Annotated in this window: 21 protein-coding genes, 1 pseudogene and 1 riboswitch; of the genes and pseudogenes, 13 read left to right on the top strand and 9 right to left on the bottom strand. The window is 71.3% G+C overall.

The genetic code is table 11. The features are described from left to right. The first annotated feature begins 104 nt into the window (after positions 1–104). Positions 105–1,105: pseudogene (locus ACZ6S6_RS21835) on the top strand (IS5 family transposase). A 70-nt stretch (positions 1,106–1,175) separates the two neighbouring features. On the opposite strand, the gene ACZ6S6_RS21830 reads toward ACZ6S6_RS21835, so the two are convergent. Continuing rightward, the gene (locus tag ACZ6S6_RS21830; protein ID WP_362965422.1) at positions 1,176–1,655 is read right to left on the bottom strand and encodes an HIT family protein; all 480 of its coding nucleotides are present in this window, start codon (positions 1,653–1,655) and stop codon (positions 1,176–1,178) included. Positions 1,656–1,957: 302 nt separating this feature from the next. Here ACZ6S6_RS21830 and ACZ6S6_RS21825 point away from each other — a divergent pair, with 302 nt between their 5' ends. Both ACZ6S6_RS21825 and ACZ6S6_RS21820 read left to right on the top strand, forming a co-directional pair. Further along, positions 1,958–2,731: a GntR family transcriptional regulator gene (locus tag ACZ6S6_RS21825; protein ID WP_469706639.1), complete on the top strand. Its 774-nt coding sequence runs from the start codon at positions 1,958–1,960 to the stop codon at positions 2,729–2,731. A gap of 47 nt (positions 2,732–2,778) precedes the next feature. Continuing rightward, positions 2,779–3,555, top strand: coding sequence for a sulfite exporter TauE/SafE family protein (locus ACZ6S6_RS21820; RefSeq protein ID WP_362965426.1), 777 nt, complete (start codon positions 2,779–2,781; stop codon positions 3,553–3,555). Between the two features lie 30 nt (positions 3,556–3,585). Here the strand turns inward: ACZ6S6_RS21820 and ACZ6S6_RS21815 are convergent, their stop codons facing one another. Continuing rightward, positions 3,586–5,325, bottom strand: a complete 1,740-nt coding sequence (locus ACZ6S6_RS21815; RefSeq protein ID WP_469706638.1) for a CocE/NonD family hydrolase — start codon at positions 5,323–5,325, stop codon at positions 3,586–3,588. 189 nt (positions 5,326–5,514) lie between these two features. On the opposite strand from ACZ6S6_RS21815, the gene ACZ6S6_RS21810 reads away from it, so the two are divergent. Continuing rightward, positions 5,515–6,231: a TetR/AcrR family transcriptional regulator C-terminal domain-containing protein gene (locus ACZ6S6_RS21810; RefSeq protein ID WP_362965430.1), complete on the top strand. Its 717-nt coding sequence runs from the start codon at positions 5,515–5,517 to the stop codon at positions 6,229–6,231. A 320-nt stretch (positions 6,232–6,551) separates the two neighbouring features. After that, entirely contained in the window at positions 6,552–7,838 is a 1,287-nt protein-coding gene (locus ACZ6S6_RS21805; protein ID WP_469706637.1) for an alpha/beta hydrolase family protein, read from the top strand. Between the two features lie 118 nt (positions 7,839–7,956). Here ACZ6S6_RS21805 and groL read toward each other — a convergent pair whose 3' ends face one another. From groL to thrC, 4 genes are all read right to left on the bottom strand, one after another. Continuing rightward, positions 7,957–9,579 carry a chaperonin GroEL gene (gene groL, locus ACZ6S6_RS21800; protein ID WP_250968409.1) on the bottom strand — a complete coding sequence of 541 codons (1,623 nt, stop codon included), beginning with the start codon at positions 9,577–9,579 and terminating at the stop codon, positions 7,957–7,959. Between the two features lie 316 nt (positions 9,580–9,895). Then, entirely contained in the window at positions 9,896–10,102 is a 207-nt protein-coding gene (locus ACZ6S6_RS21795; RefSeq protein WP_003967346.1) for a cold-shock protein, read from the bottom strand. Positions 10,103–10,537: 435 nt separating this feature from the next. Beyond that, a complete protein-coding gene (locus ACZ6S6_RS21790; protein WP_362965434.1) occupies positions 10,538–10,816 on the bottom strand; it encodes a MoaD/ThiS family protein in 279 nt (92 codons plus the stop codon). Positions 10,817–10,931: 115 nt separating this feature from the next. Then, positions 10,932–12,245: a threonine synthase gene (gene thrC / locus ACZ6S6_RS21785; RefSeq protein ID WP_362965436.1), complete on the bottom strand. Its 1,314-nt coding sequence runs from the start codon at positions 12,243–12,245 to the stop codon at positions 10,932–10,934. 17 nt (positions 12,246–12,262) lie between these two features. Then, positions 12,263–12,389: riboswitch (SAM riboswitch) on the bottom strand. 153 nt (positions 12,390–12,542) lie between these two features. On the opposite strand from thrC, the gene ACZ6S6_RS21780 reads away from it, so the two are divergent. Both ACZ6S6_RS21780 and ACZ6S6_RS21775 read left to right on the top strand, forming a co-directional pair. Further along, positions 12,543–13,493 carry a glucosyl-3-phosphoglycerate synthase gene (locus tag ACZ6S6_RS21780; RefSeq protein WP_362965438.1) on the top strand — a complete coding sequence of 317 codons (951 nt, stop codon included), beginning with the start codon at positions 12,543–12,545 and terminating at the stop codon, positions 13,491–13,493. Between the two features lie 57 nt (positions 13,494–13,550). Beyond that, a complete protein-coding gene (locus tag ACZ6S6_RS21775) occupies positions 13,551–14,945 on the top strand; it encodes an alpha,alpha-trehalose-phosphate synthase (UDP-forming) (protein ID WP_469706636.1) in 1,395 nt (464 codons plus the stop codon). On the opposite strand, the gene otsB is transcribed toward ACZ6S6_RS21775, so the two are convergent. From otsB to ACZ6S6_RS21760, 3 genes are all read right to left on the bottom strand, one after another. Continuing rightward, positions 14,922–15,779 (bottom strand): trehalose-phosphatase, encoded by an 858-nt coding sequence (otsB, locus tag ACZ6S6_RS21770; RefSeq protein ID WP_469706635.1) that lies wholly within the window; start codon positions 15,777–15,779, stop codon positions 14,922–14,924. The two genes, ACZ6S6_RS21775 and otsB, sit on opposite strands and share 24 nt — an antisense overlap. A 664-nt stretch (positions 15,780–16,443) precedes the next feature. Next, positions 16,444–16,716 (bottom strand): DUF3263 domain-containing protein, encoded by a 273-nt coding sequence (locus tag ACZ6S6_RS21765; RefSeq protein ID WP_469706634.1) that lies wholly within the window; start codon positions 16,714–16,716, stop codon positions 16,444–16,446. 32 nt (positions 16,717–16,748) lie between these two features. Then, the gene (locus ACZ6S6_RS21760; RefSeq protein ID WP_362965446.1) at positions 16,749–17,963 is read right to left on the bottom strand and encodes an extracellular solute-binding protein; all 1,215 of its coding nucleotides are present in this window, start codon (positions 17,961–17,963) and stop codon (positions 16,749–16,751) included. Between the two features lie 372 nt (positions 17,964–18,335). Between ACZ6S6_RS21760 and ACZ6S6_RS21755 the strand changes: the two genes are divergently transcribed. The 6 genes from ACZ6S6_RS21755 to ACZ6S6_RS21730 all read left to right on the top strand — a co-directional run bounded on the left by ACZ6S6_RS21755 (position 18,336) and on the right by ACZ6S6_RS21730 (position 23,926). Further along, a complete protein-coding gene (locus tag ACZ6S6_RS21755) occupies positions 18,336–19,244 on the top strand; it encodes an SIS domain-containing protein (protein WP_362965448.1) in 909 nt (302 codons plus the stop codon). A gap of 145 nt (positions 19,245–19,389) precedes the next feature. After that, on the top strand, positions 19,390–20,322 hold the full coding sequence (locus ACZ6S6_RS21750; RefSeq protein ID WP_362965450.1) for an ROK family protein: 933 nt from the start codon (positions 19,390–19,392) through the stop codon (positions 20,320–20,322). Beyond that, positions 20,322–21,482, top strand: coding sequence for an N-acetylglucosamine-6-phosphate deacetylase (gene nagA, locus ACZ6S6_RS21745; protein WP_362965452.1), 1,161 nt, complete (start codon positions 20,322–20,324; stop codon positions 21,480–21,482). Before ACZ6S6_RS21750 ends, nagA begins: the two co-directional genes overlap by 1 nt. A 168-nt stretch (positions 21,483–21,650) precedes the next feature. After that, a complete protein-coding gene (locus tag ACZ6S6_RS21740) occupies positions 21,651–22,595 on the top strand; it encodes a 1-phosphofructokinase family hexose kinase (RefSeq protein ID WP_469706633.1) in 945 nt (314 codons plus the stop codon). A gap of 56 nt (positions 22,596–22,651) precedes the next feature. Continuing rightward, entirely contained in the window at positions 22,652–23,503 is an 852-nt protein-coding gene (locus ACZ6S6_RS21735; RefSeq protein WP_469706632.1) for a class II fructose-bisphosphate aldolase, read from the top strand. 21 nt (positions 23,504–23,524) lie between these two features. Then, complete coding sequence (locus ACZ6S6_RS21730) at positions 23,525–23,926, top strand: peptidase inhibitor family I36 protein (RefSeq protein WP_469706631.1); 402 nt, start codon at positions 23,525–23,527, stop codon at positions 23,924–23,926. Positions 23,927–23,988: the final 62 nt, after the last annotated feature.

Below are 23,988 nucleotides of genomic sequence, written 5' to 3'. Positions count from 1 at the left end.
AACCACTCCGACTCATGCGGCGTGAGCCTAGGGCCTGTATCGAGTCATGATCAATCTGCGGGATTCGCCGTCGCTTCGGGGGTGGATCCTGTAGTCCGGTGTGCATGACGCGGAGACAGCTGACGGACGAGGAGTGGGGGTACGTGGAGCCGTACTTGCCGATCGGCGAGTACGGGCCGTACCCCACGAAGCTGCGCGAGCAGTTCGAGGGTGTGATCTGGAAGTTCCGCTCGGGCGCGCAGTGGCGGGAGATGCCGGCCGAGTTCGGCGCTTGGCCCACCGTGTACAACCGGTTCCGCCAGTGGCGGGACGCCGGGGTCTTCGAGAACCTGCTGGAAGGTCTGATCGCGAAGGCTGCGGAGCGGGGCGAGGTGGACCTTTCGCTGGTCAGCGTGGACTCCACCACCACACGTGCCCACCACGACGCCGCCGGGATGCACCTTGATCTGGAGACGCTGGACGCCCTGGAGAAGGCGGCCGAGGAGGAGAGGACCCGCTCAAAGGGGGCGGCAGCGAGGAACAAGTCGGGCAGGACACCGACGTCGAGGCCGGGCGGGTCGAACGGCGACGCGTCCGGCGACGCCGCAAGCTCCGCCTGAAGGCCGCCCTGCTCGGCCGCTCGCGGGGCGGGCAGACCAGCAAGGTCCACGTCGCTGCCGACCACAAGTGCAGACCGCTCGTCCTCGCGCTCACCGCCGGACAGGCCGCCGACAGCCCGCAGTTCATCCCCGTGCTCAACAAGGTGCGGGTTCGCCTCCCGGTCGGCCGTCCCCGAACCCGGCCCGACGCGGTTGCCGGAGACAAGGCGTACTCCTCCCGAGGCAACCGCGCCTACCTGCGCAAACGCAGTATCAAGGCAGTCATCCCGGAAAAGAAGGACCAGACCGCCAACCGGAAGAAGAAAGGCCGCCGGGGCGGCCGTCCCCTCACCCACGACGCCGAGCTCTACAAGGACCGCAACACCGTCGAGCGCCTGATCAACAGGCTGAAGGCATGGCGCGGCATCGCCACCCGCTACGACAAGACCCCCGAGAGCTACCTCGCCGGACTCCATCTCCGCGCCTCCATGATCTGGATCAAGGACCTCGCGCGGACCACTCATTGATCATGACTCGATACAGGCCCTAAGGGCTGTCCCGCGTGCTGAGGACGGCCGCCTCATGGTCTGCCTGCTGTCAGTTCGCCGAGCGCAGACGGTCCAGCTCGTCCCCGATCGTCTTGCGCAGCGGATCGTGCCGCGGGCCCAGTGAGTACTGCTCGTCGGTCCACCTGTCGCGGGGATAGCGCCACACCGGCATCCGCACCAAGTCGGCCGGCTCCCACTCGAACCGGGGCCACACGTGTGCATGCAGAAACCCGTCCGTGTTGCCCAGGATCTCCAGATTGATCCGCCGGAATGCCGCATCCATTCGACGGGATGCTCGCTCGACCGCCTCTCCGAGTTGGTCCATGTCGGACAGGAAGGCCAGCCGCTTGTCACGGGGCAGGTCCGACAGTCTTTCCACCTCGGGATCGTCCACCAGGAGCACCGAGTAGCCCGGGAGGAATTGCACATCGCCGATTGCTGCGAACCCCGCGTTCAAGCGCCGCAGGATTGCGGGGTTTTCCCCTCGCAGGGCACTCCCGATCCGATCCATCCGCCAGTCGTCAACCATGGCGAGAACCTACCCGGCCCCGATCACCTTTCCTTCGCAGGAGGCCGGGGCATCGGGCATCGCCTCGACCGGCACTCCACGGAGCCAGGGTTCACGGCCGTCCTCGCGTACGCGGGGACTCGCAGGTCCCGCTCCGGCCCCATCCCCTTCACCGGCCTCCCTGGCGGAGCGCCCCGAGTGCGGGACAAACCCGCAGCTCAGGAGTTTCCGCAGGTCAGGTTGGGTGGCGTAACTTCGGCGTAATATTCTGCGGCGCGACGCCGGGGTAGCGTGAGGCCCGAGAGGAAGTGACGAAACACCTCATGCGTGACGAACAGGCCCCGGGCCGGGAGCGGCAGCCGCTGTCCCGCGCCGAACGGGCGCGACGGATCGCGGACACGCTGCGCCAGCGGATCACCTCCGGTCTCTACGAGGACGGCATGCTGCCCGACGAACGCGCCCTCGGCCACGTGCTCGGCACCACCCGCAACACCGTCAGGGAGGCCCTCGGACTGCTGAGCGACGAAGGGCTGATCACCCGCAGGCGCGGCATCGGCACGCAGATCGTGACGGCGAAGTACGGGCACGGTCTCGACCGCCTCACCGGGCTCGCGGAGACCCTCGTCGGCTACGGCCCCGTGACGAACACGGTGCGCGCGGCCCGGGTCGTACCGCACGCGCCGAAGGCCGTCACCGAGCGGCTCCACCTGCCCGACGGCTCCGATGCCGTGTACCTGGAGCGGCTGCGCAGCCTGGACGGCCGGCCGCTCTCCGTCGACTCGACCTGGCTCGCCCCCGACATCGGGCGGCCCCTCCTCGACTGCGACCTCGCTCACCGGGACGTCTTCACACTCATCGAGGAAACCACCGGGAGCCGGCTCGGCAGCGCCGAGGTCACCGTGCACGCCGTGACCGCCGAACCTGACACCGCGCGCCTCCTCGGCATCCCCACCGGAGCGGCCCTGTTCGTGATCGACCGCCTGACCCGGCTGGCCGACGGGCGCCCCGTGGACAGCGAATCCCTGCGGGTGCGCGCCGACCGGTTCGCCCTGCACACGCTTCTGCACCGCGGCGCCGTACCGCCCCGCACCGCCTGACCGAAGCGTTCCCCCCCACTCCCGGCACTGCCGGCGGAGGCACCCTCATGCCCACTCCCGACGCCCTCACGATGGTTCTGCTCGCCCTGTTCGGCCTCGCGGGAGGCATCGGGATCACCGCGATCGGGCCGGGCGGGGTGCTGCCCACCATCGGTATGTTCCTGCTGACCGGGCTCACCCCGGCCGGCGTCGCGGGCACCGCCATCGTCACCCATGTGGCGACCGGCGTCCTCGGCACTGCCGCGTACACCCGGTCGGGACAGCTGAAGGACCCGGCCACGCGACGCACCGCCGCGGTCCTCGCCGCGAGCGCCCTCGTCGGCACACCCGTCGGCGTGCTGCTCAACACCCATGTGTCGGGGCGGTGGTTCGGGATCCTGCTGGCGTGCGCGGTCACGGTGACCGGCCTGCTGGTGTGGGTCCGCGAGCGCCGCACGGCAACCTCGCGGGCGGCCGAGGCCCCGGTGCGGGTACCGCTCGCGCTCACCGTCGCGGTGGGTGTCACGGTGGCCGTCGCGGCGGGGCTCTTCGGCCTGGGCGGACCGATGCTGAGCGTGCCCCTCCTGGTCGTCTGCGGTCTCCCGGTGCTGTCCGCGCTGGCCGCCGCGCAGGCCCAGTCCGTGGTGATCGCGAGCGTGGGCACCATCGGCTATGTGCAGCACGGCTCCATCGACTGGACCCTGGCCGCCGTGGTCGGCGTGCCGGAACTGGTGGGGGTGATCGTGGGCTGGCGCATCGCCCGATCGGTCTCGGACCGCCGCCTCAAGTACGCCCTCGTCGGCATGCTCCTGGCGCTGGCCCCCTATCTCGCGTTCCACTCCTGAGGCGCGGTACGCGGACAACTGTGCTGCGCACTACTTCTCCTGAGGGAGCATCAGGGCGGAATCCGCATGAATGCTCACCCGCACCGGCACGAACTGCCCTGCCTGGAAGCGGGGTTCACCCGTGCCGGGGTTGCACGCATAGCGCGGGTGGGCGCCGCCGCTGATCTGCCAGCGGATTCGGTGGCCCGCGCCGAAGCGGTGGGCGGTGTCGCCCATCGGAACGGTGACGCGTGCCGGTTCCTCCGCCGTGGTGCGGAGTTGGGCGAGGCCGTCGCAGACGTTGGTGGAGCGTCCCCGGGGGTCCACGTCGCACAGGCGGGTGAAGACGTCCCCGTGTCCGGTGTCCGTGGAAACGCTGATCCGTGCGGAGACCGGGCCGAGGACGGTGACGGGTTCGGTCAGGACCGGGCCGGTGAACGTGAGGACGTCGTCCCGTGACTCCAGGGTGCCGTTGTCGCGGGCGCCCGCGGTACGCGAGAGGAGGGGGCCGCCGAGGGAGGGGGTGGGGTCGGCCGGGTCGTGGCGGAAGGAGGTCAGGGGTGCGGTGTCCGTGGGCGGCTGCCGGGTGAGGTGGCCGTCCGAGGTCGGGAACCAGGAGGTGGTGGCCGGGTCCGGGGGCCACGCGTCGAGATCCCGCCACTCCGCGCCCGCGCCGCCCACGTGGACGCGTACGGGGGTGGGGCGCAGGCCGGAGGGGTCGTCGCACAGGTGGGCGCGGAGCCAGGCGAGGCTCTCGGCGAACACCTCGGGCCAGCCCTTTTGCAGGGCGGATGTGTGGGTCCAGGGGCCGACGAGCAGAGCGGTGTCGCACCCCGCGCGCCGCAGCCGGGCGTAGTGCTCGAAGCTCTGGCCGGCCAGGACGTCGTACCGGCCGGTGATCAGGGCGGTGGGGATGCCCGACCGCTCCGCCGCCTCGCCCGATGCCGAGGTCGGTGCCGGGCGCGGCTCCGCGCCCACCGCCGCACCCGGTGCCGCACCCGGTGCCGCGCCCCGCCAGTACGGATCGTCCGCGTCCGGATGGGCCATCACCTCTTCCAGCCAAGGCACTTCGTACCCGAGCGCGGCCGCGAACGCCCCGCGCAGCGGCCGCGCGGAGGCGATCGCGGGCATCCGGCGCTGCAGACGCATCGCCGCTCGGCCGAAAGCGGCCATGCCGCGGTGCTGGTACGTCATGCCGACGCCGACGAGGAGCGCCGCCTCCAGATGGAGCACGCCGTCCGTGTGGAAGAGCGCGTGCGGGTCCTGGAGGCCCACCTGCATCACCATCGCCTTCAGCTCCGGCGGCGGGTCCAGGGCGAGTGCCGACTGCACATAGCCGAGGTAACTGGGGCCGACCGTGCCGAGTGTGCCGTTGAACCAGGGCTGTTCGCGCAGCCAGGACACGGTGGCCAGGCCGTCCGGCGCCTCGTTGCGCCAGAGGTCGAAGCGGCCGCCCGAGCCACCGGTGCCCCGGCAGCTCTGCACGATCACGTGGAAGCCCTGCTCGGCGAAGAGGATGCCGTACTGGGGCGACCACGGCACGCCCCGCCCGTACGGCGAGCGCACGAGGAGGGTGGGGAAGTCGCCCTCCGCACGCGGGAAGTAGTGGTCCGTGATCAGCGGGCTGCCGTCGGCGGCCGGTACCACCAGACCCGGTTCCCAGCCGGCCCTGTGGCGCCGGGCCGGGAGCCCGCGCCAGGTGGCCCGCACCATCCGGGAGGACAGCGGCGGCTTCGCCGGCGACGGCGTCCGGGCGGATCCCGGCAGGGCGTCGCGCGTGGGTGATGTCATCGTTCGCCTCCATCGCTCCGTGCATTCTCGTACCGTGTACGAGAATACTGGATGCTTGGATGTGCTCAACAGGATTCACAGCAGTGACGTCCTGCGCAGGAGGCCGTCACGGCGACGGCTTCGGCGGGCGCCGCAGCCGAGCGGACTCGCGACAGGTGCCGCAGCAGTGGCGAAGGGAGCCGCAGGACCGTGCCCCGTACCGACGGGCCCGGCGCCACCGGCGTCGACCCCAGAGAGCTCTGGCTGAGCCCGGACCGTCCCCGCAGGGGCCGCAGGCCCGCCTTCAGCCGCGAGGCGATCACGGCGGCGGCCGTCGCCCTGGCCGACGCCGAGGGCATCGACGCGGTCACCATGCGGCGGGTCGCCGCGGAGGTGGGCGCCGGGGTCATGTCCCTCTACAGCTACGCCCCCGACAAGGAGACGCTGCTGGACCTGATGATCGACCAGGTCTCCGGCGAACTCCCCGTCTCCGGCCCCCTCACCGGCGACTGGCGCACCGATCTGAAGGCCCTCGGGCACCTCCAGCGCGAGCACATGCTCCGCCACCCCTGGCTGCCCGCCGCCGTGCAGGCCCGCCGGACCCTCGGCCCCAACACCCTCGCGTTCCTGGAACACGCCCTGGCCGCGCTGCGGCCCAGCGGTCTTGACGGGGCGGCGCGGCTGGAGATCTTCGCCCAGCTCACCGCGTTCGTGGCCGGGCATGTCGCCCACGAGGTCGCCCAGGCCGAGGCCGCGCGGTCGCCCGGCCGGGCCGCCGCCGAGGCGCTCTACCTCGCGGCCGTCGCCGCGGACGGCCGTCATCCGGAGCTGGCCGAGGCGCTCTCCGCGGCCGGCCGGCCACTCACCCCCGACGCCACGTTCGGCCGCTTCCTCACCCGGCTGGTCGACGGCCTCGACGCCGGCTGATCCGGCCGGGTGCCGGCCTGAGGGCACGGCGGATCTCATACCTGGGTACCGCCCACCGGGCCGCCGAATGAGCACCGGGGTATCACGCGCGGGCAGGGCTGCGAGAGGCATCGTGGAGGTGTTCGCACACCTACCGCCCGGCAGACCTACCGCCCGGCACCCGTACCGCCGTACACGTATCGCCGTACACGTACCGCCGTACACGTATCGCCGCACACGTACCGCCGCACACGCCCGCCACACACGCCTCCGCCGCACGCCCACGCGCACCCACACCGCGTGCCGTGCCGTGCCGCGCCCGCCCGAACGGGGAGTTCCAGGTGCCCGCAGTCCCGCGTACTCGTACCCACAACCGCCGGCAGGTCCTCGTCACCGGCCTCGCCGCATCCGCCCTGCTGGCCACCGGCGCCGTGCCGTCCCTCGCGGCCGGGGACCGCCGTACGCGCCCCCTGCCGACCGCCCGACTGCCCCGGCCCACCGGCCCGTTCGAGGTCGGTTCCACCGTGCTCCACCTCGTCGACCAGGCGCGGACCGAGCCGTGGCTGCCGGGCACCTCCGCCCGCCGCGAGCTCATGATCAGCGTCCGCTACCCGGCCGCACCCGGCGGATCCGCGCGGCGGGAGCCGCACATGACGGCTGCGGCGGCCGCCCACTTCGGCGGAGCGGACGGGGCCGCCGTCCTGAACCTGGGGATGGCACCGGGGTCCGTCGACTGGGGCGACACGCTCAGCCACGCCCGCCGCGACGCACCCGTCGCCGCACGGGCCGGCCGGCTGCCCGTCGTGCTGTACTCCAGCGGGCTCGGGGACCCGCGCACCTGGAACACCGCCCTGGTGGACGACCTGGCGAGCCACGGGTACGCCGTCGTCACGATCGACCACACCCACGAGGCGACCGAGGTGGAGTTCCCCGGCGGGCGCCTCGCCACCATGCGGCTCTACGACGGGGCGCCGTCCACCGATCCGGACGTGATCAGCGCCCTGCTGCGGAAGATCATGGCGGTACGGGTCGCCGACACCCGGTTCGTGCTCGACCGGCTGCCGGAACTGAACCGGACGCGCTTCGGGGACGTACTCGATCTGCGCAGGACCGGGATGTTCGGCCACTCCGGGGGCGGCTTCACCGCGGCGCAGACGATGCACGACGACCGGCGGATCCGGGCGGGCATCAACATGGACGGACAGATGGACTACGTGGGCGGCGAGCTGCCGGACGGCAGCCGGCTGAGCACGGTGGCGCTGGAGGGGCTGGACCGGCCGCTGTTGCTGATGGGGACGGTCGGCGAGAGCTCGGGCGACTACCGGCAACAGCCGTCCTGGGCCGCGTTCTGGAAGAACACCCGCGGCTGGAAGGCGAACGTCACCCTGACCGGTTCGCGCCACGCCTCGTACACCGACGCGCAGGCGCTGCTGCCGCGACTGGCCCGGCAGGGCGCGGAGCCGGACGGCGGTCTGGCGGCAGCGGTCGGGACGGTGCGGCCGGAGCGGGCCACGGCCGCGAGCCGCGCGTATGTGGCGTCGTTCTTCGGGCGGTGGCTGCGCGGGCACGACGACCAGCTGCTGGACGGCCCCTCGGACCGCTTCCCGGAGATGGTGTTCACGCCGTAGCCGGGGCGCGTACGGACAAGTAAGAGTACGGACGCGTAGGAACGACGTCGGCCCCCGGGGAGTGATCCCCGGGGGCCGACGTTCGTACAGCTGTGCAGGAGCTACCGATCCGTCAGGATCAGAAGTCCATGTCACCGCCCGGCATGCCGCCCGGAGCGGCCGCGGAGGCCTTCTCCGGCTTGTCGGCGATGACGGCCTCGGTGGTGAGGAAGAGCGCGGCGATGGACGCGGCGTTCTGCAGAGCGGAGCGCGTGACCTTCGCCGGGTCGATAATGCCCTCGGCGATCATGTCGACGTACTCGCCGGTCGCGGCGTTGAGGCCGTGACCGATCGGCAGGTTGCGCACCTTCTCGACGACGACTCCACCCTCGAGACCACCGTTGACGGCGATCTGCTTGAGCGGGGCCTCCAGCGCCAGCTTGACGGCGTTGGCGCCGGTCGCCTCGTCACCCGAGAGCTCCAGCTTCTCGAAGACGGCCGAGGCCTGGAGCAGAGCCACGCCACCACCGGCGACGATGCCCTCCTCGACGGCGGCCTTGGCGTTGCGCACCGCGTCCTCGATGCGGTGCTTGCGCTCCTTGAGCTCGACCTCGGTCGCGGCACCGGCCTTGATGACGGCCACGCCGCCGGCCAGCTTCGCGAGGCGCTCCTGGAGCTTCTCGCGGTCGTAGTCCGAGTCGGAGTTCTCGATCTCGGCACGGATCTGGTTGACGCGACCCTGAACCTGGTCGCTGTCACCGGAGCCGTCGACGATCGTCGTCTCGTCCTTGGTGATGACGACCTTGCGGGCACGGCCGAGCAGGTCGAGACCGGCGTTCTCCAGCTTGAGGCCGACCTCCTCGGAGATGACGGTGCCACCGGTGAGGATGGCGATGTCGCCGAGCATGGCCTTGCGGCGGTCACCGAAGCCCGGAGCCTTGACGGCGACGGACTTGAAGGTGCCACGGATCTTGTTGACGACCAGGGTCGACAGGGCCTCGCCCTCGACGTCCTCGGCGATGATCAGCAGCGGCTTGCCGGACTGCATGACCTTCTCCAGCAGCGGAAGGAGGTCCTTCACGTTGCTGATCTTCGAGTTCACGATCAGGATGTACGGGTCGTCCAGGGACGACTCCATGCGCTCCATGTCCGTGGCGAAGTACGCCGAGATGTAGCCCTTGTCGAAGCGCATACCCTCGGTGAGCTCAAGCTCCAGCCCGAAGGTCTGGGACTCCTCGACGGTGATGACGCCTTCCTTGCCGACCTTGTCCATGGCCTCGGCGATGAGCTCGCCGATCTGGGTGTCAGCGGCGGAGATGGAGGCGGTCGAAGCGATCTGCTCCTTGGTCTCCACGTCCTTGGCCTGCTCCAGGAGGGCGGCGGAGACGGCCTCGACGGCCTTCTCGATGCCCCGCTTGAGAGCCATCGGGTTCGCACCCGCGGCCACGTTGCGAAGGCCCTCGCGGACGAGCGCCTGAGCGAGAACGGTGGCGGTGGTCGTACCGTCGCCGGCGACGTCGTCCGTCTTCTTGGCGACCTCCTTGACCAGCTCCGCACCGATCTTCTCGTACGGGTCCTCCAGCTCGATCTCCTTGGCGATGGAAACACCATCGTTGGTGATCGTGGGGGCGCCCCACTTCTTCTCAAGGACGACGTTGCGGCCCTTGGGGCCGAGGGTGACCTTGACGGCGTCGGCGAGCTGGTTCATGCCGCGCTCAAGACCGCGCCGGGCCTCCTCGTCGAACGCGATGATCTTGGCCATATGAAGTGGTCCTCCCGGACAGGGGTGGATTCTCCGGACCGAGTGGCGCCCGCGACGGACGGCCTGCCGCCTGCCGGTTCCTTGCCCCGACAGACCTGCGGGCCTCACCGGCCCGGTCCAAGTTTCTGTCACTCTCACCCGGAGAGTGCTAAGCCCAATGATTAGCACTCGACCCCCGAGAGTGCAAGCGTCCCCCTCCGGAGTGTGGACAACCGGCCGACGCTTGCGGAGGGGTTCCGGACGCACGGAGGGCCCGTACCCCAGGGGGTACGGGCCCTCCGTGCGTGAGTAGTGTCGTTGGCCGACCGTGCCGAGCTCAGCCGACAGCGAGCTTGACCATGTCCGCCTGCGGCCCCTTCTGGCCCTGCGAGATTTCGAATTCAACTCGCTGACCCTCTTCGAGGGTGCGGTATCCGTCCATCTGGATCGCGCTGTAGTGGACGAAAACATCCGCACCACCGTCGACCGCGATGAAGCCGTACCCCTTCTCCGCGTTGAACCACTTGACGGTGCCCTGAGCCATGCCTAACTCCCCTATTACTGGCCCTTGCACAGGACCGCACTTCGCGGGCCCGGGTCAGAACTCACCCTCCGTCAGGAGAGGGTGCGTGCGCCGGAACGCGTCGACCGCGGCCGAATGTATCTGCCCAACTGCCCTCTGCAACAGGTCAATCGGACGAGAATTCTGGGCAGCGCCGATCGCCCGAATATGAGTAACTCATGAGATTCCAGGGCAAGTCGGGCCAGGCAAAGGCGACTTATGGCGCAAGAAGTTCAGTTACTTTGGCTGCATCTTGTCGTGGCCGGGCGCATTCACATATGCGGGGGGGGCACGGGCAGCAGAGGGGGCTTCCCACACTCTACCGCGCTCAACCATACAGAATCGCCCCCTCCGCTTCTGTCGCAGAGGGGGCGATTCCGGTGACGCGGTGGAGCGGGACCACTCGGGTCCCGGGGGTCAGCAGCCGCCGGCGACGGCCGGGATGATCGAGACGCCCGCGCCGTCCGGGGTGACCGCTTCCAGGCCGCCCTCGAAGCGCACGTCGTCGTCGTTGACGTACACGTTCACGAAGCGGCGGAGCTTGCCCTGGTCGTCCAGCACGCGGGCGGCGATGCCCGGGTGGTTCTTCTCCAGGGACTCGATGACCTGGGAGAGGGTCGCGCCCTCGGCCGGGACCTCGGCCTGGCCGCCCGTGTAGGTGCGGAGGATGGTGGGGATACGGACCTTGACGCTCATGGTGGGTGCCCTTCCTGGAGTCACGGATGGTCGGAGGCTGCCGGCAGCCTCTCAACTGCTGCCGACGGCCTGTCAGCTGGTGCCGGCGGGCCTGTCAGCTGGTGCCGGTGGCCCGTCAGCTGGCGCCGGCGGCCTCTCCGCCGGTGCCGAGGCCGGCGGCGCGGAAGGCGTCCAGGCTGGGGCGGATCGTCGCCGTCGCCTGCGAGGTGGCGGCCACCGCGTCCAGCGTCTTGAGGCCGTCACCGGTGTTCAGGACGACGGTGGTGAGCGACGGGTCGAGCAGACCGGCCTCGATCAGCTTCTTCGTCACACCGACCGTCACCCCGCCCGCGGTCTCGGCGAAGATGCCCTCGGTGCGCGCCAGCAGCTTGATCGCGTCGACGACCTGCTCGTCGTTGACGTCCTCGACGGCGCCGCCGGTACGGCGGGCGATGTCCAGGACGTACGGGCCGTCGGCCGGGTTGCCGATCGCCAGGGACTTGGCGATCGTGTTCGGCTTCTGCGGCCGCACGACGTCGTGACCGGCCTTGAAGGCGGTGGAGACCGGGGAACAGCCCTCGGCCTGGGCACCGAAGATCCGGTACGGCTTGTCCTCGACCAGACCGAGCCTGATCAGCTCCTGGAGGCCCTTGTCGATCTTCGTGAGCTGCGAGCCGGACGCGATCGGGATGACGATCTGGTCGGGCAGCCGCCAGCCGAGCTGCTCGCAGATCTCGTACGCGAGCGTCTTGGAGCCCTCGCCGTAGTACGGCCGGAGGTTGACGTTGACGAAGCCCCAGCCCTCGCCGAGCGGGTCGCCGATGAGCTCCGAGCAGAAGCGGTTGACGTCGTCGTAGTTGCCCTCGATACCGACCAGCTCACCGCCGTACACCGCGGCCATGACGACCTTGCCCTGCTCCAGGTCGTGCGGGATGAACACGCAGGACCGCAGGCCGGCGCGGGCTGCGGCGGCGCCCACCGCACCGGCGAGGTTGCCGGTGGAGGAGCAGGAGAGCGTGGTGAAACCGAAGGCGCGGGCGGCCTCGACGGCGATCGCGACGACACGGTCCTTGAAGGAGTGCGTCGGGTTGCCGGAGTCGTCCTTGACGTACAAGCCGCCGGTGACGCCCAGCTCACGGGCGAGGTTGTCGGCCTTGACCAGCTTGGTGAAGCCGGGGTTGAGGTTGGGCTTGTCCGCGACATCGGCGGGGACCGGCAGCAGCGGCGCGTAACGCCAGATGTTGTCGGGGCCGGCCTCGATGCGCTTCTTCAGCTCGTCCGGGGAGCCGCTCGGCAGGTCGTACGCCACTTCGAGCGGCCCGAAACAGGTCGCACAGGCGAAAAGGGGGCCGAGCTCGAATCGCTCTCCGCACTCGCGGCAGGAAAGCGCCGCGGCGGGACCAAGATCAACGGAGGATTCGGTGTTTGCTGCAACAGTCTGAACAGCCATGATGGCGAGGCCCTTTCTCCTCATCTTCCTCGTGACGCATTTCGCCACAAGACGGAATTGGCACCTTCCCCACCTGACCTCGCGGTCGGCTGGATGGTTGCCGGGACTTCAACGGGCCGTTCCCTCTGTCCCTCTGGATGAGCGCTGTGGCACTGGACCATGGATCCAGGCGTTTATCAGCGGATGGACCCCGGCATGCCACGGCCATCTGCGTTGTTCAAGACTGTAACCGAAGCACCGGACTGTTGAGATAGTCGTCCGAACCGCGAGATGGATCACATACAGGGAGTATCGACCGTGCTGGAAGAGGTCGAAGGCTGGCTGACCAGGCGTTCCTGGTCCTCCGCCGACCGCCCGCTGGAGCAGCTCCTGGCCGCCAGGGACGGCGACCCGCGCCGCGGGAGCGTGAGTGTCGTCCTGCCTGCGCTCAACGAGGCGGCGACGGTCGGGGACATCGTCCGGGTGATCCGGCGCGAGCTCATGGAGAAGGTCCGGCTGGTCGACGAACTCGTGGTGATCGACTCCGGCTCCACGGACGCCACCGCCGAGGTCGCCCGCCGGGCGGGCGCCCGGGTGATCCACCGGGACGCGATCCTGCCCCGCGTCCCGGCCGTCCCCGGCAAGGGCGAGGTGCTCTGGCGGTCACTCCTGGTGACCAGTGGTGACATCGTCTGCTTCATCGACGCGGACCTGAAGGACTTCTCGGCCGACTTCGTCTCCGGCATCGTCGGCCCGCTGCTGACCGACCCCTCGGTGCAGTTCGTCAAGGCGATGTACGACCGCCCCCTCGGGGACACCGCAGGCCAGGGCGGGCGGGTCACCGAACTGGTGGCACGGCCGCTGCTCAATCTGCACTGGCCGCGACTGGCCGGCTTCGTCCAGCCGCTGGGCGGCGAGTACGCCGTGCGCCGCTCCCTGCTCGAACAGCTGCCGTTCCCGGTCGGTTACGGAGTGGAGCTGGGGCTGCTCGTCGACGCCCTGCACACGGTCGGCCTGGACGCGCTCGGGCAGGTCGACGTCGGCGTCAGGAAACACCGCCACCAGGACGGCCAGGCGCTCGGCCGGATGGCGGCGGCCATCTACCGGACCGCTCAGCTGCGGCTCTCCCGAGGGCATCTGGTCCGCCCCTCGCTGACCCAGTTCGAGCGCGGCGAGCACGGCTTCGTCCCGCACACGTACCCGGTGGACACCGAGGAGCGGCCGCCGATGCGCGAGATCGAGGAGTACGTCTCGCGCCGCGCGGCGTGACCGGAGCACCGCCGCACGCACGTTTGGACGGTTCGGGATCGGGCTAGATTCCGCAGCATGGTCTCCGAGCACGTCCCCCAGCCCGCCGCCGCCCAGGTACTCGTCGCGTCCAACCGAGGTCCGGTCTCGTACGCGCTCCGCGAGGACGGCTCACTCGACGCGAAACGGGGCGGGGGCGGACTCGTCTCCGGGCTGAGCGCGGTGGACGACAAGGTGTGGGTCTGCGCCGCACTCGGTGACGGCGACCGCGAGGCGGTGCGCCGCGGGGTCGGCGAGCCGGGCGTACGGATGCTCGACATCGACGCGGACGTGCACGCCGACGCGTACAACGGGATCGCGAACTCGGTGCTCTGGTTCGTCCACCACCTGCTCTACCAGACCCCCCTGGAACCCGTCTTCGACGCGGAGTTCCGCCGGCAGTGGGCCTCCTTCGAGACCTACAACCGGGCCTTCGCGGAGGCGCTCGCCGAGGAGGCGGGCGAGGGCGCGGCGGTCCTGGTGCAGGACTACCACCTGGTGCTGGTGCCCGGAATGCTCCGCGAACTCCGCCCCGACCTGCGGATCGGCCACTTCTCGCACACCCCGTGGGCGCCCGTCGACTACTTCCGGATGCTGCCCGACGACATCGCCGAGCAGGTGCTGCGCGGCATCCTCGGCGCCGACCGGGCGGCCTTCCTGACCCGCCGCTGGGCGGACGCCTTCATCGGCTGCTGCACGGAGATCCTGGGCGGCACCGGCCGCACCCGCATCGGCGTGCACGGGCTCGGCGCCGACGCGGACTTCCTGCGCCGCCGCGCGCACGAGGCGGACGTCGACGAGCGGATGGCGGCGCTGCGCGAACAGGTGGGCCCCGGCCGGAAGACGATCGTGCGGGTGGACCGTACGGAGCTGTCCAAGAACATCGTCCGCGGGATGCTCGCCTACCGCGCCCTGCTCGACGAGCGGCCCGAATGGCGCGGCCGGGTCGTCCACATCGCGTTCGCCTACCCCTCGCGGCAGGACCTCGCGGTCTACCGGGAGTACACGGCCGAGGTGCAGCGCGTCGCCGACGGCATCAACGCGGCGCACGGCACAGCTGACTGGACCCCGGTCGTGCTCCACGTCAAGGACGACTTCGCACGCTCCCTCGCCGCGTACCGGCTGGCCGACGTGGCGCTCATCAACCCCATCCGGGACGGGATGAACCTGGTCGCCAAGGAGGTCCCGGTCGTCTCCGACCACGGCTGCGCGCTGGTGCTGTCGCGGGAGGCGGGGGCGTACGAGGAGCTGGGCGACGACGCGATCACGGTGAACCCGTACGACGTGTCCGCCACCGCCGACGCGCTGCACGAGGCGCTGACGATGGAGGACGACGAGCGCGCGGCGCGCACGGAGCGGCTGGCTGCGGCGGCCACCGCGCTGCCGCCGCAGCAGTGGTTCCTGGAGCAGCTAGAGGCGCTGCGCCAGGACTGACAGGAACTCGACGACGGCTCCCGGCCCCGGCAGCAACAGGTCCGCGCGCTGGGCGAGTTCGGGCACCTCCGCCTCGCCGCTGCAGATCAGCAGGCCGGGGGTGCCGTCGGGGCCCTCGGCGCGGAGCTTCTCCACGGCGGCGTAGGCGGCCAGGTCGCCCAGGTCGTCGCCCGCGTACAGCACGGACTCGGCGCCCGTCTCACGCACGTACTGCGTCAGGGCGACGCCCTTGTCCATGCCCGAGGGGCGCAACTCCAGGACCAGACGGCCCGGTTCGACGATCAGCCCGTGCCGGGCGGCGAGCTCGCCGAGGGGGCCGCGCAGGGCCTCGAACGCGGCCTGCGGGTCCTCGGCGCGGCGGGTGTGGACGGCGAGCGCCTGCCCCTTCTCCTCTATCCAGGTACCGCGCCAGGAGTCGAACCTGTCCAGTACGCCCGGGAGTTCGGCCCGCACGGCGGCGACGCCGGGGTGCGGGGCGGGGGCGCGGACGGTGCCGGAGACGGCGTCCCAGCGTTCGGCGCCGTAGTGGCCGAGGACGACGAGGTGGTCGAGGCCCGCGACCCCGGCGAAGCCGCCGTAGCGGACCGCGACGCCGGCCGGGCGGCCGGTGATCACGGCGACCGACGCGACCTGCGGGGCGAGTGCGGCGAGCGCCTCGACGGTGCCGGGGTGCGCGCGGGCCTGCTCGGGGTCCGGGACGATGTCCGCGAGGGTGCCGTCGAAATCGAGCGCGACGACGGCACGGTCGGGACGGGCGAGGAGCGCGGCGAGGCCCTCCTGTCCGGCGGGGGTCGTCGGTGTCGGCAGGGGCGGGGTGTGCGGGTGGCTGCCCATGCGCCGAGCCTATAGCCGGTGGGCCTCGACCGGGGCTCGGTGGGCCCGACCGGGGCTGGGCGCGGCCGACCGGGGCTCGGTGCGGCCCACCTGGGCTCCGTGCGGCCCACCGGGGCTCGGTGCGGCCCGACCGGGGCCCCGTGCGGCCCGACCTGGGCTCCGGTCGGCCCGACCCGGCTCCGCCCCGGACTCTGCTCCTTGAGGTGGACGGCACCATCCAGCCTTGCCGGCGATTGAGGTGGCCGGCCATATCCAGCCCCGCCGGCGTTTGAGGCGCGGGGGCTCGGGGGCAGAGCCCCCGGTGAAACCCGTCGCCACACCCCCAGGGCTCCGCCCCGAACCCCGCCCCTTGAGGTGACCGGCACCATCCAGCCCCGCCGGCGATTGAGGCGCGGGGGCTCGGGGGCGGAGCCCCCGGTGAAACCCGTCGCCGCGCAACCGGGGCTCCGCCCCGAACCCCGCTCCTCAATCGCCGGAGGGGCTTGATTTGCCCGCGGGACGGGTCGGATATACGGCGGCCAGAGGGGCTTGAGATGGCCGCCGGACGGGCTGGTATACGGCGCGGCCGGCGGGGCTGGAGGGAGCCGGCGGAGGGGCCGCACACGGGCGCCGGAGGGGCTGGAGGGAGCCGCCGGAGGGCTCGGACACGGGCCCAGCCCCGTAATCACCGGCGTTCTCGCCGAGCCGCTCGCACGCGTCGGAGCCGGTTCACCGTGACCGGGTCGGCCTCCAGGGCCCGTCGGTCGTCGAGCAGCGCGTTCAGCAGCTGGTAGTAGCGGGTCGGGGAGATGCCGAGCCGCTCCCTGATCGCCCGCTCCTTCGCCCCGGGCCCCGCCCACGACTGCCGCTCGACCGCCAGCACCGCCCGGTCCCGGTCGGAGAGTCCGGGGGGCGGGGCGGCGGGCTCGTCGGGGCCGTTCGGAGGAGGGGCGGTCATATCAGCCAATATATGGCGCGGCCCGTGGACCGCTACTCCGCGTTCTCCGCCGATGTGGACTCCTGCGCTATGCGCCCCAGCACGCTCTCGGGGTTCGCGCCCGGCTCGACCGCCTCACCGATGTTCTTCTTGATCGACTCGCTGGCCTGGGCCCAGGACGTCTTGCCGAACGGGTAGAACTGCGCGTTCGGCAGTGCGTCCAGGAACTTGTGCAGCGGCTTGTACTTGGGGTCGTTCTCCATCAAGGCCGAGGCGCTGTCGGTGACCGGCAGCATGTCGTACGTGTCCGCGAAGTCGATGACGTTCTTGTCGCTGAACATGAAGTCGAAGAACTTGCCCATCTCGATCCGGTGCTTGTTCTGCTTGAAGCCCATGATCCAGTCGGCCACGCCCATCGAGCTGGTGGTGGGCCCGGAGACGGCGGGCAGCGGCACCATGCCGACGTCGACGCCCTGCTTCTTGGCCTCCCGCATCAGCGTCGGATGGCCGTTGAGCATCCCGACGTCACCGCTGGTGAACGCCGAGAAGGCCTTCGCCCGGTTGAGGTCGCCGGGGGCGACGGGGCCGACGAGCCCCTTGTCGACGAGGTTCGACTTCAGCCAGTCGAACGTCTTGATGTTCTCGTCCGAGTCGATGTCGTACGAGCCGACGTCGTCGGTGTAGCCGCCACCGCCGCTGAGCAGCCACATCAGCGTCTCGGCCTGGGACTCCTCCTGGCCCAGCGGCAGCGCGAACGGGAACTTCACACCGTGTTGCTTGAGCGCGGCGGCGTCGCCGGCGATGTCGCTCCAGGTCTTCGGGGCGTCGAGACCCGACTGACTGAAGAGCTTCTTGTTGTAGAAGAGCAGCCGGGTGCTGGCCACGAACGGCAGCCCGTACTGGATCTGGCTGACCCGGCCCGCGTCCGCGAGGACCGGCAGGAAGTTCGCCTGGGTACGGATGCTGAGCATCTGGTCGGCGGAGTAGAGCTTCCCGGCCTTGGCGTAGTCCGCGTACGCGCCGATCTGCGCGATGTCGGGGGCCTTTCCGGCCTTCACCATCTCCGCGACCTCGCGGTCGATGTCCGTCCACGGCAGGACGGTCACCTCGACCTTGATGCCGGGGTGGGACGCCTCGAAGCTCCTGGCGACCCCGTCCCAGTACTTGTCGGACTTGTCCGCCTCGCCGGTGCCGTAATCGGCCGCGACCAGCTTCAGCGTGACATCGCCCCCGCCGTCGCCGCCGCAGCCCGACAGCGTTGCCGTCATCCCCAGAGCGGCGACAGCCGCCGTCAGTCCCAAGTAACGCCGCTGCACAGCCCAGTCCGTCCTAGTCGGTCGCGCCATCCGCGGCATCCACCTCTGCATGGGGCTACCCCGGACGAGCTGCGATTTTCCCCCACCTGGTCCGATGAGGTCTACACCACCCCGGTATCGCTTCGGCAACGCGGCAGCGTTGCACGGAACGCGGAGTGACTGCTAAGTAGGTCTCGGTCAACCAGGGCCGGACACAAGGCCCTTAATGGTCCAGGCCTTTATACCCGCACCCGTGCGGTGCCGCCGTGCCGCCCCGATATCGCCCCACTTCCACCCACGCCCACGCCCGCCCACGACCGCCCACGCCGCAAGGAGCCGTACCGCATGTCCCGTACCGCAACAGAAATTGCCACCCAGCCCAGCTGCTGGCGCCGCGCCGCCGAGGCGGGCGCGGTGGCCGAGGGGCTGCCGCGTCCGGGCGAGCGGGTCGCCGTCACCGGATGCGGAACCTCCTGGTTCATGGCCATCGCCTACGCGGCCCTGCGCGAGGCGGCCGGGCAGGGTGAGACGGACGCGTACGCCTCGTCGGAGTTCCCGGCCGGGCGGTCCTACGACCGGGTCGTGGCGATCACCCGCTCCGGCACCACGAGCGAGGTGCTGGCGCTGCTGGGCGAACTGCGCGGCAGGACCCCCACCGTCGCGCTGACCGCCGACCCGAAGACGCCGGTGATGGACGTCGCCGACACGGTGGCGGTACTGGACTGGGCCGACGAGGAGTCCGTCGTGCAGACCCGGTTCGCCACCACCGCGCTCGCCTTCCTGCGGGCCGGGCTCGAAGCCGCCGGCCCGCTCCCGGCGGGCGTGAAGACGGTCACCGAGGCCGCCGTCGACGCGGAGCTGGCGGTGACCGAGCCGCTGGACGAGGCGGTGGTCTCGGCCGAGCAGTGGACGTTCCTGGGGCGCGGCTGGACCTACGGCCTGGCGCAGGAGGCCGGGCTGAAGATGCGCGAGGCGGCGGGCGCCTGGACGGAGGCGTACCCCGCGATGGAGTACCGCCACGGCCCGATCGCGATCACCGGACCGAACCGGGTGGCCTGGGTGTTCGGCGCACTGCCCGAGGGCCTGGCGGGCGAGGTCGCGGGGGTCGGCGGAACGCTGGTGGCGCACGCCACCGCCGACCCGATGGCCGACCTGATCCGGGCCCAGCGGCTCGCGGTGACGCTCGCGGAGTCGAAGGGGTACGACCCGGACCACCCGCGCAATCTGTCGCGCAGCGTGATCCTGCCGGGCTGAGGGCGCGCGGGGCGCGTTGTCGGCGCGCTGCCGGCGTGTTGTCGGCACGTTGTCGCCCGATTGCGGTCCCGATTTTGTATGGATGCGCAACAAACAACGATAGTGGACTAGACCTTTTGGGGTTCGTCGGGCGAAACTGTCTCCCGTGAAACACGTCATCGCCCTCGATGTGGGCGGCACCGGAATGAAGGCCGCACTGGTCGGGGCCGACGGCGCCCTGCTCTACGAGGCACGGCGCGCGACCGGAAGAGAGCGCGGCCCCGACGCCGTCGTGGAGTCGATCCTCGTCTTCGCGGCGGATCTGCGCGCGTACGGCGAGGAGCACTTCGGTGAGAGCGCCGTCGCGGCCGGTGTCGCCGTGCCCGGCATCGTCGACGCCGCGAACGGGATCGCGCTCTACTCGGCCAACCTGGGCTGGAGCGACGTCCCCATGCGCAGGCTGCTCGGCGAACGGCTCGGCGGCGTCCCCGTCGCCCTCGGCCACGACGTCAGGACCGGCGGGCTCGCCGAGGGCCGGATCGGGGCGGGGCGGGGCGCGGACCGCTTCGTGTTCATCCCGCTGGGCACCGGGATCGCCGGGGCCATCGGGATCGCGGGCACCATCGAGGCGGGCGCCCACGGCTCCGCGGGCGAGATCGGCCACATCGTGATCCGGCCGGACGGCCCGGACTGCAGCTGCGGCCAGCGCGGCTGCCTGGAGACGCTGGCCTCCGCGGCGGCCGTCAGCCGGGCCTGGGCCGCCGCCTCCGGCGACCCGAAGGCCGACGCCGCGGACTGCGCCAAGGCCGTGGAGTCGGGCGACCCGAAGGCCGTGGCGGTCTGGCTGAACGCCGTCGACGCCCTCGCCGCCGGACTGGTCACCGCCATCACCCTGCTCGACCCCCGCACGCTCATCATCGGTGGCGGTCTCGCCGAGGCGGGAGAAACCTTGTTCACACCACTCCGTGCGGCCGTCGAGGAACGCGTCACGTTCCAGAAGCTGCCCCACATCGTCCCGGCAGCCCTCGGGGACACCGCCGGATGCCTGGGCGCGGGGCTGCTCGCCTGGGATCTTCTCTCCACGGAGGTATCCGCCTGATGGCCGGACGCGCAGACAGCACAGTTCTCGCAGGTGCCCGGGTGGTACTCCCCACCGGCACCGTCGAGAACGGCCGGGTGATCATCGAGGGCACCCGCATCGCCGGCGGTCCGGCGGAGGGCGCCCCGGCCGTCGACCTGTCCGGCCACTGGATCGTCCCCGGCTTCGTGGACATGCACAACCACGGCGGAGGCGGCGCCTCCTTCACCTCCGGCACCGTGGACGACGTCCTCACCGGCGTCCGCACCCACCGCGAGCACGGCACCACCACCCTGGTCGCCTCCACCGTCACCGGCGAGATGGACTTCCTCGCCGAACGGGCCGGCGTCCTCTCCGAACTGGTCGAACAGGGCGACCTGGCCGGCATCCACTTCGAGGGCCCCTTCATCTCGCCGTGCCGCAAGGGCGCGCACAGCGAGGGCCTGCTGCGCCACCCGGACCCGGCCGAGGTCCGCAAACTGATGGACGCCGCCCGCGGCACCGCGAAGATGTTCACGCTCGCCACCGAACTGCCCGGCGGCATCGAGTCCGTACGGCTGCTCGCCGAGCACGGCGTCATCGCCGCGATCGGGCACACGGACGCCACGTACGAGCAGACCGTCGAGGCGATCGACGCGGGCGCCACCGTCGCCACGCACCTCTTCAACGCCATGCCGCCCCTGGGCCACCGCGCGCCCGGCCCGATCGCCGCCCTCCTGGAGGACGAGCGGATCACGGTCGAGCTGATCAACGACGGCACCCATCTGCACCCGGCCGCCCTGCAACTGGCCTACCACCACGCGGGCGCCCGCCGCGTCGCCCTGATCACCGACGCCATGGACGCGGCCGGGTTCGGCGACGGCCAGTACCAGCTGGGCCCGCTCGCCGTCGAGGTCAAGGACGGTGTCGCCCGGCTCGTCGAGGGCGGCTCCATCGCCGGCTCCACGCTCACCCTGGACACCGCCTTCCACCGGGCCGTCACCATCGACCGCATCCCGGTCGGCGACGTGGTGCAGTCCATCTCCGCCAACCCGGCCCGGCTGCTCGGCGTGTACGACCGCGTCGGCTCGCTGGAACCGGGCAAGGACGCCGACCTGGTGATCCTGGACGCCGATTTCACGCTCAAGGGCGTCATGCGCAAGGGTGAGTGGATCACCCAGCCGGTGCCCGCGGCAGTGTGAGGGCGGCGGGCCTAGAACGGTGAGGCGGATACGTAACGAAGAGACGGCGGTTGTACCCGAGGTCTGGGCCGGCCGCCGGCTCTTTGGCATGATCGTCCGCGAAACAGTCAGGGAAAGCGCGTTCTGCCAAGGGATCCGCGCTCAGCACGGATCGAGGTGGCGGCCGAGGTGATCCTCACGGTCACGCTGAACACGGCACTCGACCTGACGTACGGCGTCACGGCCCTCGTCCCGCACTCCAGCCACCGGGTCACCGAACTCTCCGAGCGCCCCGGCGGCAAGGGCATCAACGTCGCCCGGGTACTCACCGCCCTCGGCCACGACAGCGTCGTCACCGGCTTCGCCGGAGGCGCCACCGGCTCCGTCCTGCGGGAACTGCTCGCGGCCGTGCCGCCCGGCACCGCGAGCCTCACCGACGCACTCGTCCCGGTGGCCGGCGACACCCGCCGCACCCTGGCCGTCGCGGACCGGGCCACCGGCGACACCACCCAGTTCAACGAACCCGGCCCGCACATCACCGCCACCGAGTGGACCGCCTTCCTCCGCTCGTACGAGGAGCTGCTCACCGGCGCCGACGCGGTCGCTCTCTGCGGCAGCCTGCCCCCCGGCATCCACGTCGGCGCCTACGCCGAACTGGTCCGGCCGGCCCGCGCCGCGGGCGTGCCCGTACTCCTGGACACCAGCGGCGAACCGCTGCGCCGGGGCATCGCCGCCCGCCCCGACCTCGTCAAGCCGAACGCCGACGAGCTCGCCCAGCTCACCGGCTCCCGCGAACCCCTGCGCGCCACCCGCGACGCCCGCCGCCGCGGCGCGCACGCGGTGATCGCCTCACTGGGCCCGGACGGCATGCTGGCGGTCACCCCCGACGGCAGCTGGCAGGCGTCCCCGCCGGCCCCCGTGAAGGGCAACCCGACCGGGGCGGGCGACTCCGCGGTGGCCGGACTGCTGTCCGGCCTCGTCGAGGGCCTGAGCTGGCCGGACCGGCTGCGACGGGCGGTGGCACTGTCGACGGCGACCGTGCTGGCCCCCACCGCCGGTGACTTCGACCGCGCGGCCTACGAGGAGCTGCTGCCGCGCGTCGCCATCGAGGAACACACACCCGGAGCGGCCTGAGCGCCGCACCCCCACCGGGCCCCTCCCACGGGTCCGACGAAGCAACAGAGGTCAGCATGCCGCTCGTCAGCACCGGTGAACTCGTCTCCGCCGCCCAGGCCGAGGGACGCGGAATCGCCGCCTTCAACGTCATCACGCTGGAACACGCGGAGGCCATCGCCACCGGTGCGGAGCGCGCCGGAGCCCCCGTGATCCTCCAGATCTCCGAGAACGCCGTGAAGTTCCACGGCGGCCGGCTCTCCGCCATCGCGGCCGCCGCCGCCGCCGTCGCCCGCACCTCCGCCGTCCCGCTCGCCCTCCACCTCGACCACGTCGAGTCCGTGGAGCTGCTGCACCAGGCAGCGGACGAGGGCTTCGGCTCGGTGATGTTCGACGCCTCCAAGCTGAGCTACGAGGAGAACGTGCGGGCCACCGCAGAAGCCGTCGCCTGGGGCCACGCGCGTGATATCTGGATCGAGGCGGAGCTCGGCAAGGTCGGCGGCAAGGAGGGCGAGGCCCCGCTCGACGCCCACGCCCCCGGCGTCCGCACCGACCCGGCCGAGGCCGCCGCGTACGTCGCCGCCACCGGCGTCGACGCGCTGGCCGTCGCGGTCGGCTCCTCGCACGCCATGACGGAGCGCACGGCCGCCCTGGACCACGCCCTGATCGGCCGGCTGCGCGACGCCGTCCCCGTCCCGCTGGTGCTGCACGGCTCCAGCGGCGTCCCGGACGACGAGATCCGCCAGGCCGTCGCCTCCTCCGGCATGGTCAAGATCAACGTGGGTACGGCGCTCAACACCGCGTTCACCGGGGCCGTCCGGACCTACCTGGCCGAGCACACCACCGGTGTGGACCCGCGCAAGTACATCGCCCCGGGCCGCGAGGCGATGGCCGCGACGGTGGCGGGCTTCCTGGCCCTGATGGGCTGACAGCACCACGCAGGGCGCTGCGTGCGCCGAACAGCGTTTCGGCTGCGGCCGGCGAGGTGCCGTTCGCGGTCTATTTGGTCGTGGGTCGGCCGGTTTCAGGGATTGGCGTGCCGAGGTCCCGTCGCTGTGGCCGGCGCCTTTGTCACACCGGCCGCGGCGGCTGACCCCAATACCTGCCCGAAGGGAAACTTCTGCGGTTGGTCGGGGACAAACAGGACTGGAACCAGGACCGTCTACTCCAAAGCGCCCGGCTGCTATCCCCTCACCGCTGCCCGGTCCGTCTCCAACCAGACGTCCTATCGCATAGTGCTCTGGCACATCAGCACCGGCTGCGGCGAGGGCGCCAAGCTGCTCACTCTGAATCCGGGCACTTACACAGACAACACCGGTTCCACCGCTACAGGAATCGAGGTCTACGGATAGCAGACCTCACCGCCTCGTGGATGTCGGCGCCAACACCAGCGTTGCCGCCAACACCAAAGCCC

This window comes from Streptomyces sp. NPDC048671 (genome assembly GCF_055587045.1).
The sequence above is the reverse complement of the archived record's forward strand: the minus strand, read 5'-3'. Positions and strand labels throughout refer to the sequence as shown.

Excerpts from the sequence above, each read along its gene's own strand:
- ACZ6S6_RS21830 (WP_362965422.1), bottom strand. The coding sequence starts at position 1,655 with ATGGTTGACGACTGGCGGATGGATCGGATCGGGAGTGCCCTGCGAGGG.
- ACZ6S6_RS21825 (WP_469706639.1), top strand. The coding sequence starts at position 1,958 with ATGCGTGACGAACAGGCCCCGGGCCGGGAGCGGCAGCCGCTGTCCCGC.
- ACZ6S6_RS21820 (WP_362965426.1), top strand. The coding sequence starts at position 2,779 with ATGCCCACTCCCGACGCCCTCACGATGGTTCTGCTCGCCCTGTTCGGC.
- ACZ6S6_RS21815 (WP_469706638.1), bottom strand. The coding sequence starts at position 5,325 with ATGACATCACCCACGCGCGACGCCCTGCCGGGATCCGCCCGGACGCCG.
- groL (WP_250968409.1), bottom strand. The coding sequence starts at position 9,579 with ATGGCCAAGATCATCGCGTTCGACGAGGAGGCCCGGCGCGGTCTTGAG.
- ACZ6S6_RS21795 (WP_003967346.1), bottom strand. The coding sequence starts at position 10,102 with ATGGCTCAGGGCACCGTCAAGTGGTTCAACGCGGAGAAGGGGTACGGC.
- ACZ6S6_RS21790 (WP_362965434.1), bottom strand. The coding sequence starts at position 10,816 with ATGAGCGTCAAGGTCCGTATCCCCACCATCCTCCGCACCTACACGGGC.
- thrC (WP_362965436.1), bottom strand. The coding sequence starts at position 12,245 with ATGGCTGTTCAGACTGTTGCAGCAAACACCGAATCCTCCGTTGATCTT.
- ACZ6S6_RS21775 (WP_469706636.1), top strand. The coding sequence starts at position 13,551 with ATGGTCTCCGAGCACGTCCCCCAGCCCGCCGCCGCCCAGGTACTCGTC.
- otsB (WP_469706635.1), bottom strand. The coding sequence starts at position 15,779 with ATGGGCAGCCACCCGCACACCCCGCCCCTGCCGACACCGACGACCCCC.
- ACZ6S6_RS21765 (WP_469706634.1), bottom strand. The coding sequence starts at position 16,716 with ATGACCGCCCCTCCTCCGAACGGCCCCGACGAGCCCGCCGCCCCGCCC.
- ACZ6S6_RS21760 (WP_362965446.1), bottom strand. The coding sequence starts at position 17,963 with ATGACGGCAACGCTGTCGGGCTGCGGCGGCGACGGCGGGGGCGATGTC.
- ACZ6S6_RS21755 (WP_362965448.1), top strand. The coding sequence starts at position 18,336 with ATGTCCCGTACCGCAACAGAAATTGCCACCCAGCCCAGCTGCTGGCGC.
- nagA (WP_362965452.1), top strand. The coding sequence starts at position 20,322 with ATGGCCGGACGCGCAGACAGCACAGTTCTCGCAGGTGCCCGGGTGGTA.
- ACZ6S6_RS21735 (WP_469706632.1), top strand. The coding sequence starts at position 22,652 with ATGCCGCTCGTCAGCACCGGTGAACTCGTCTCCGCCGCCCAGGCCGAG.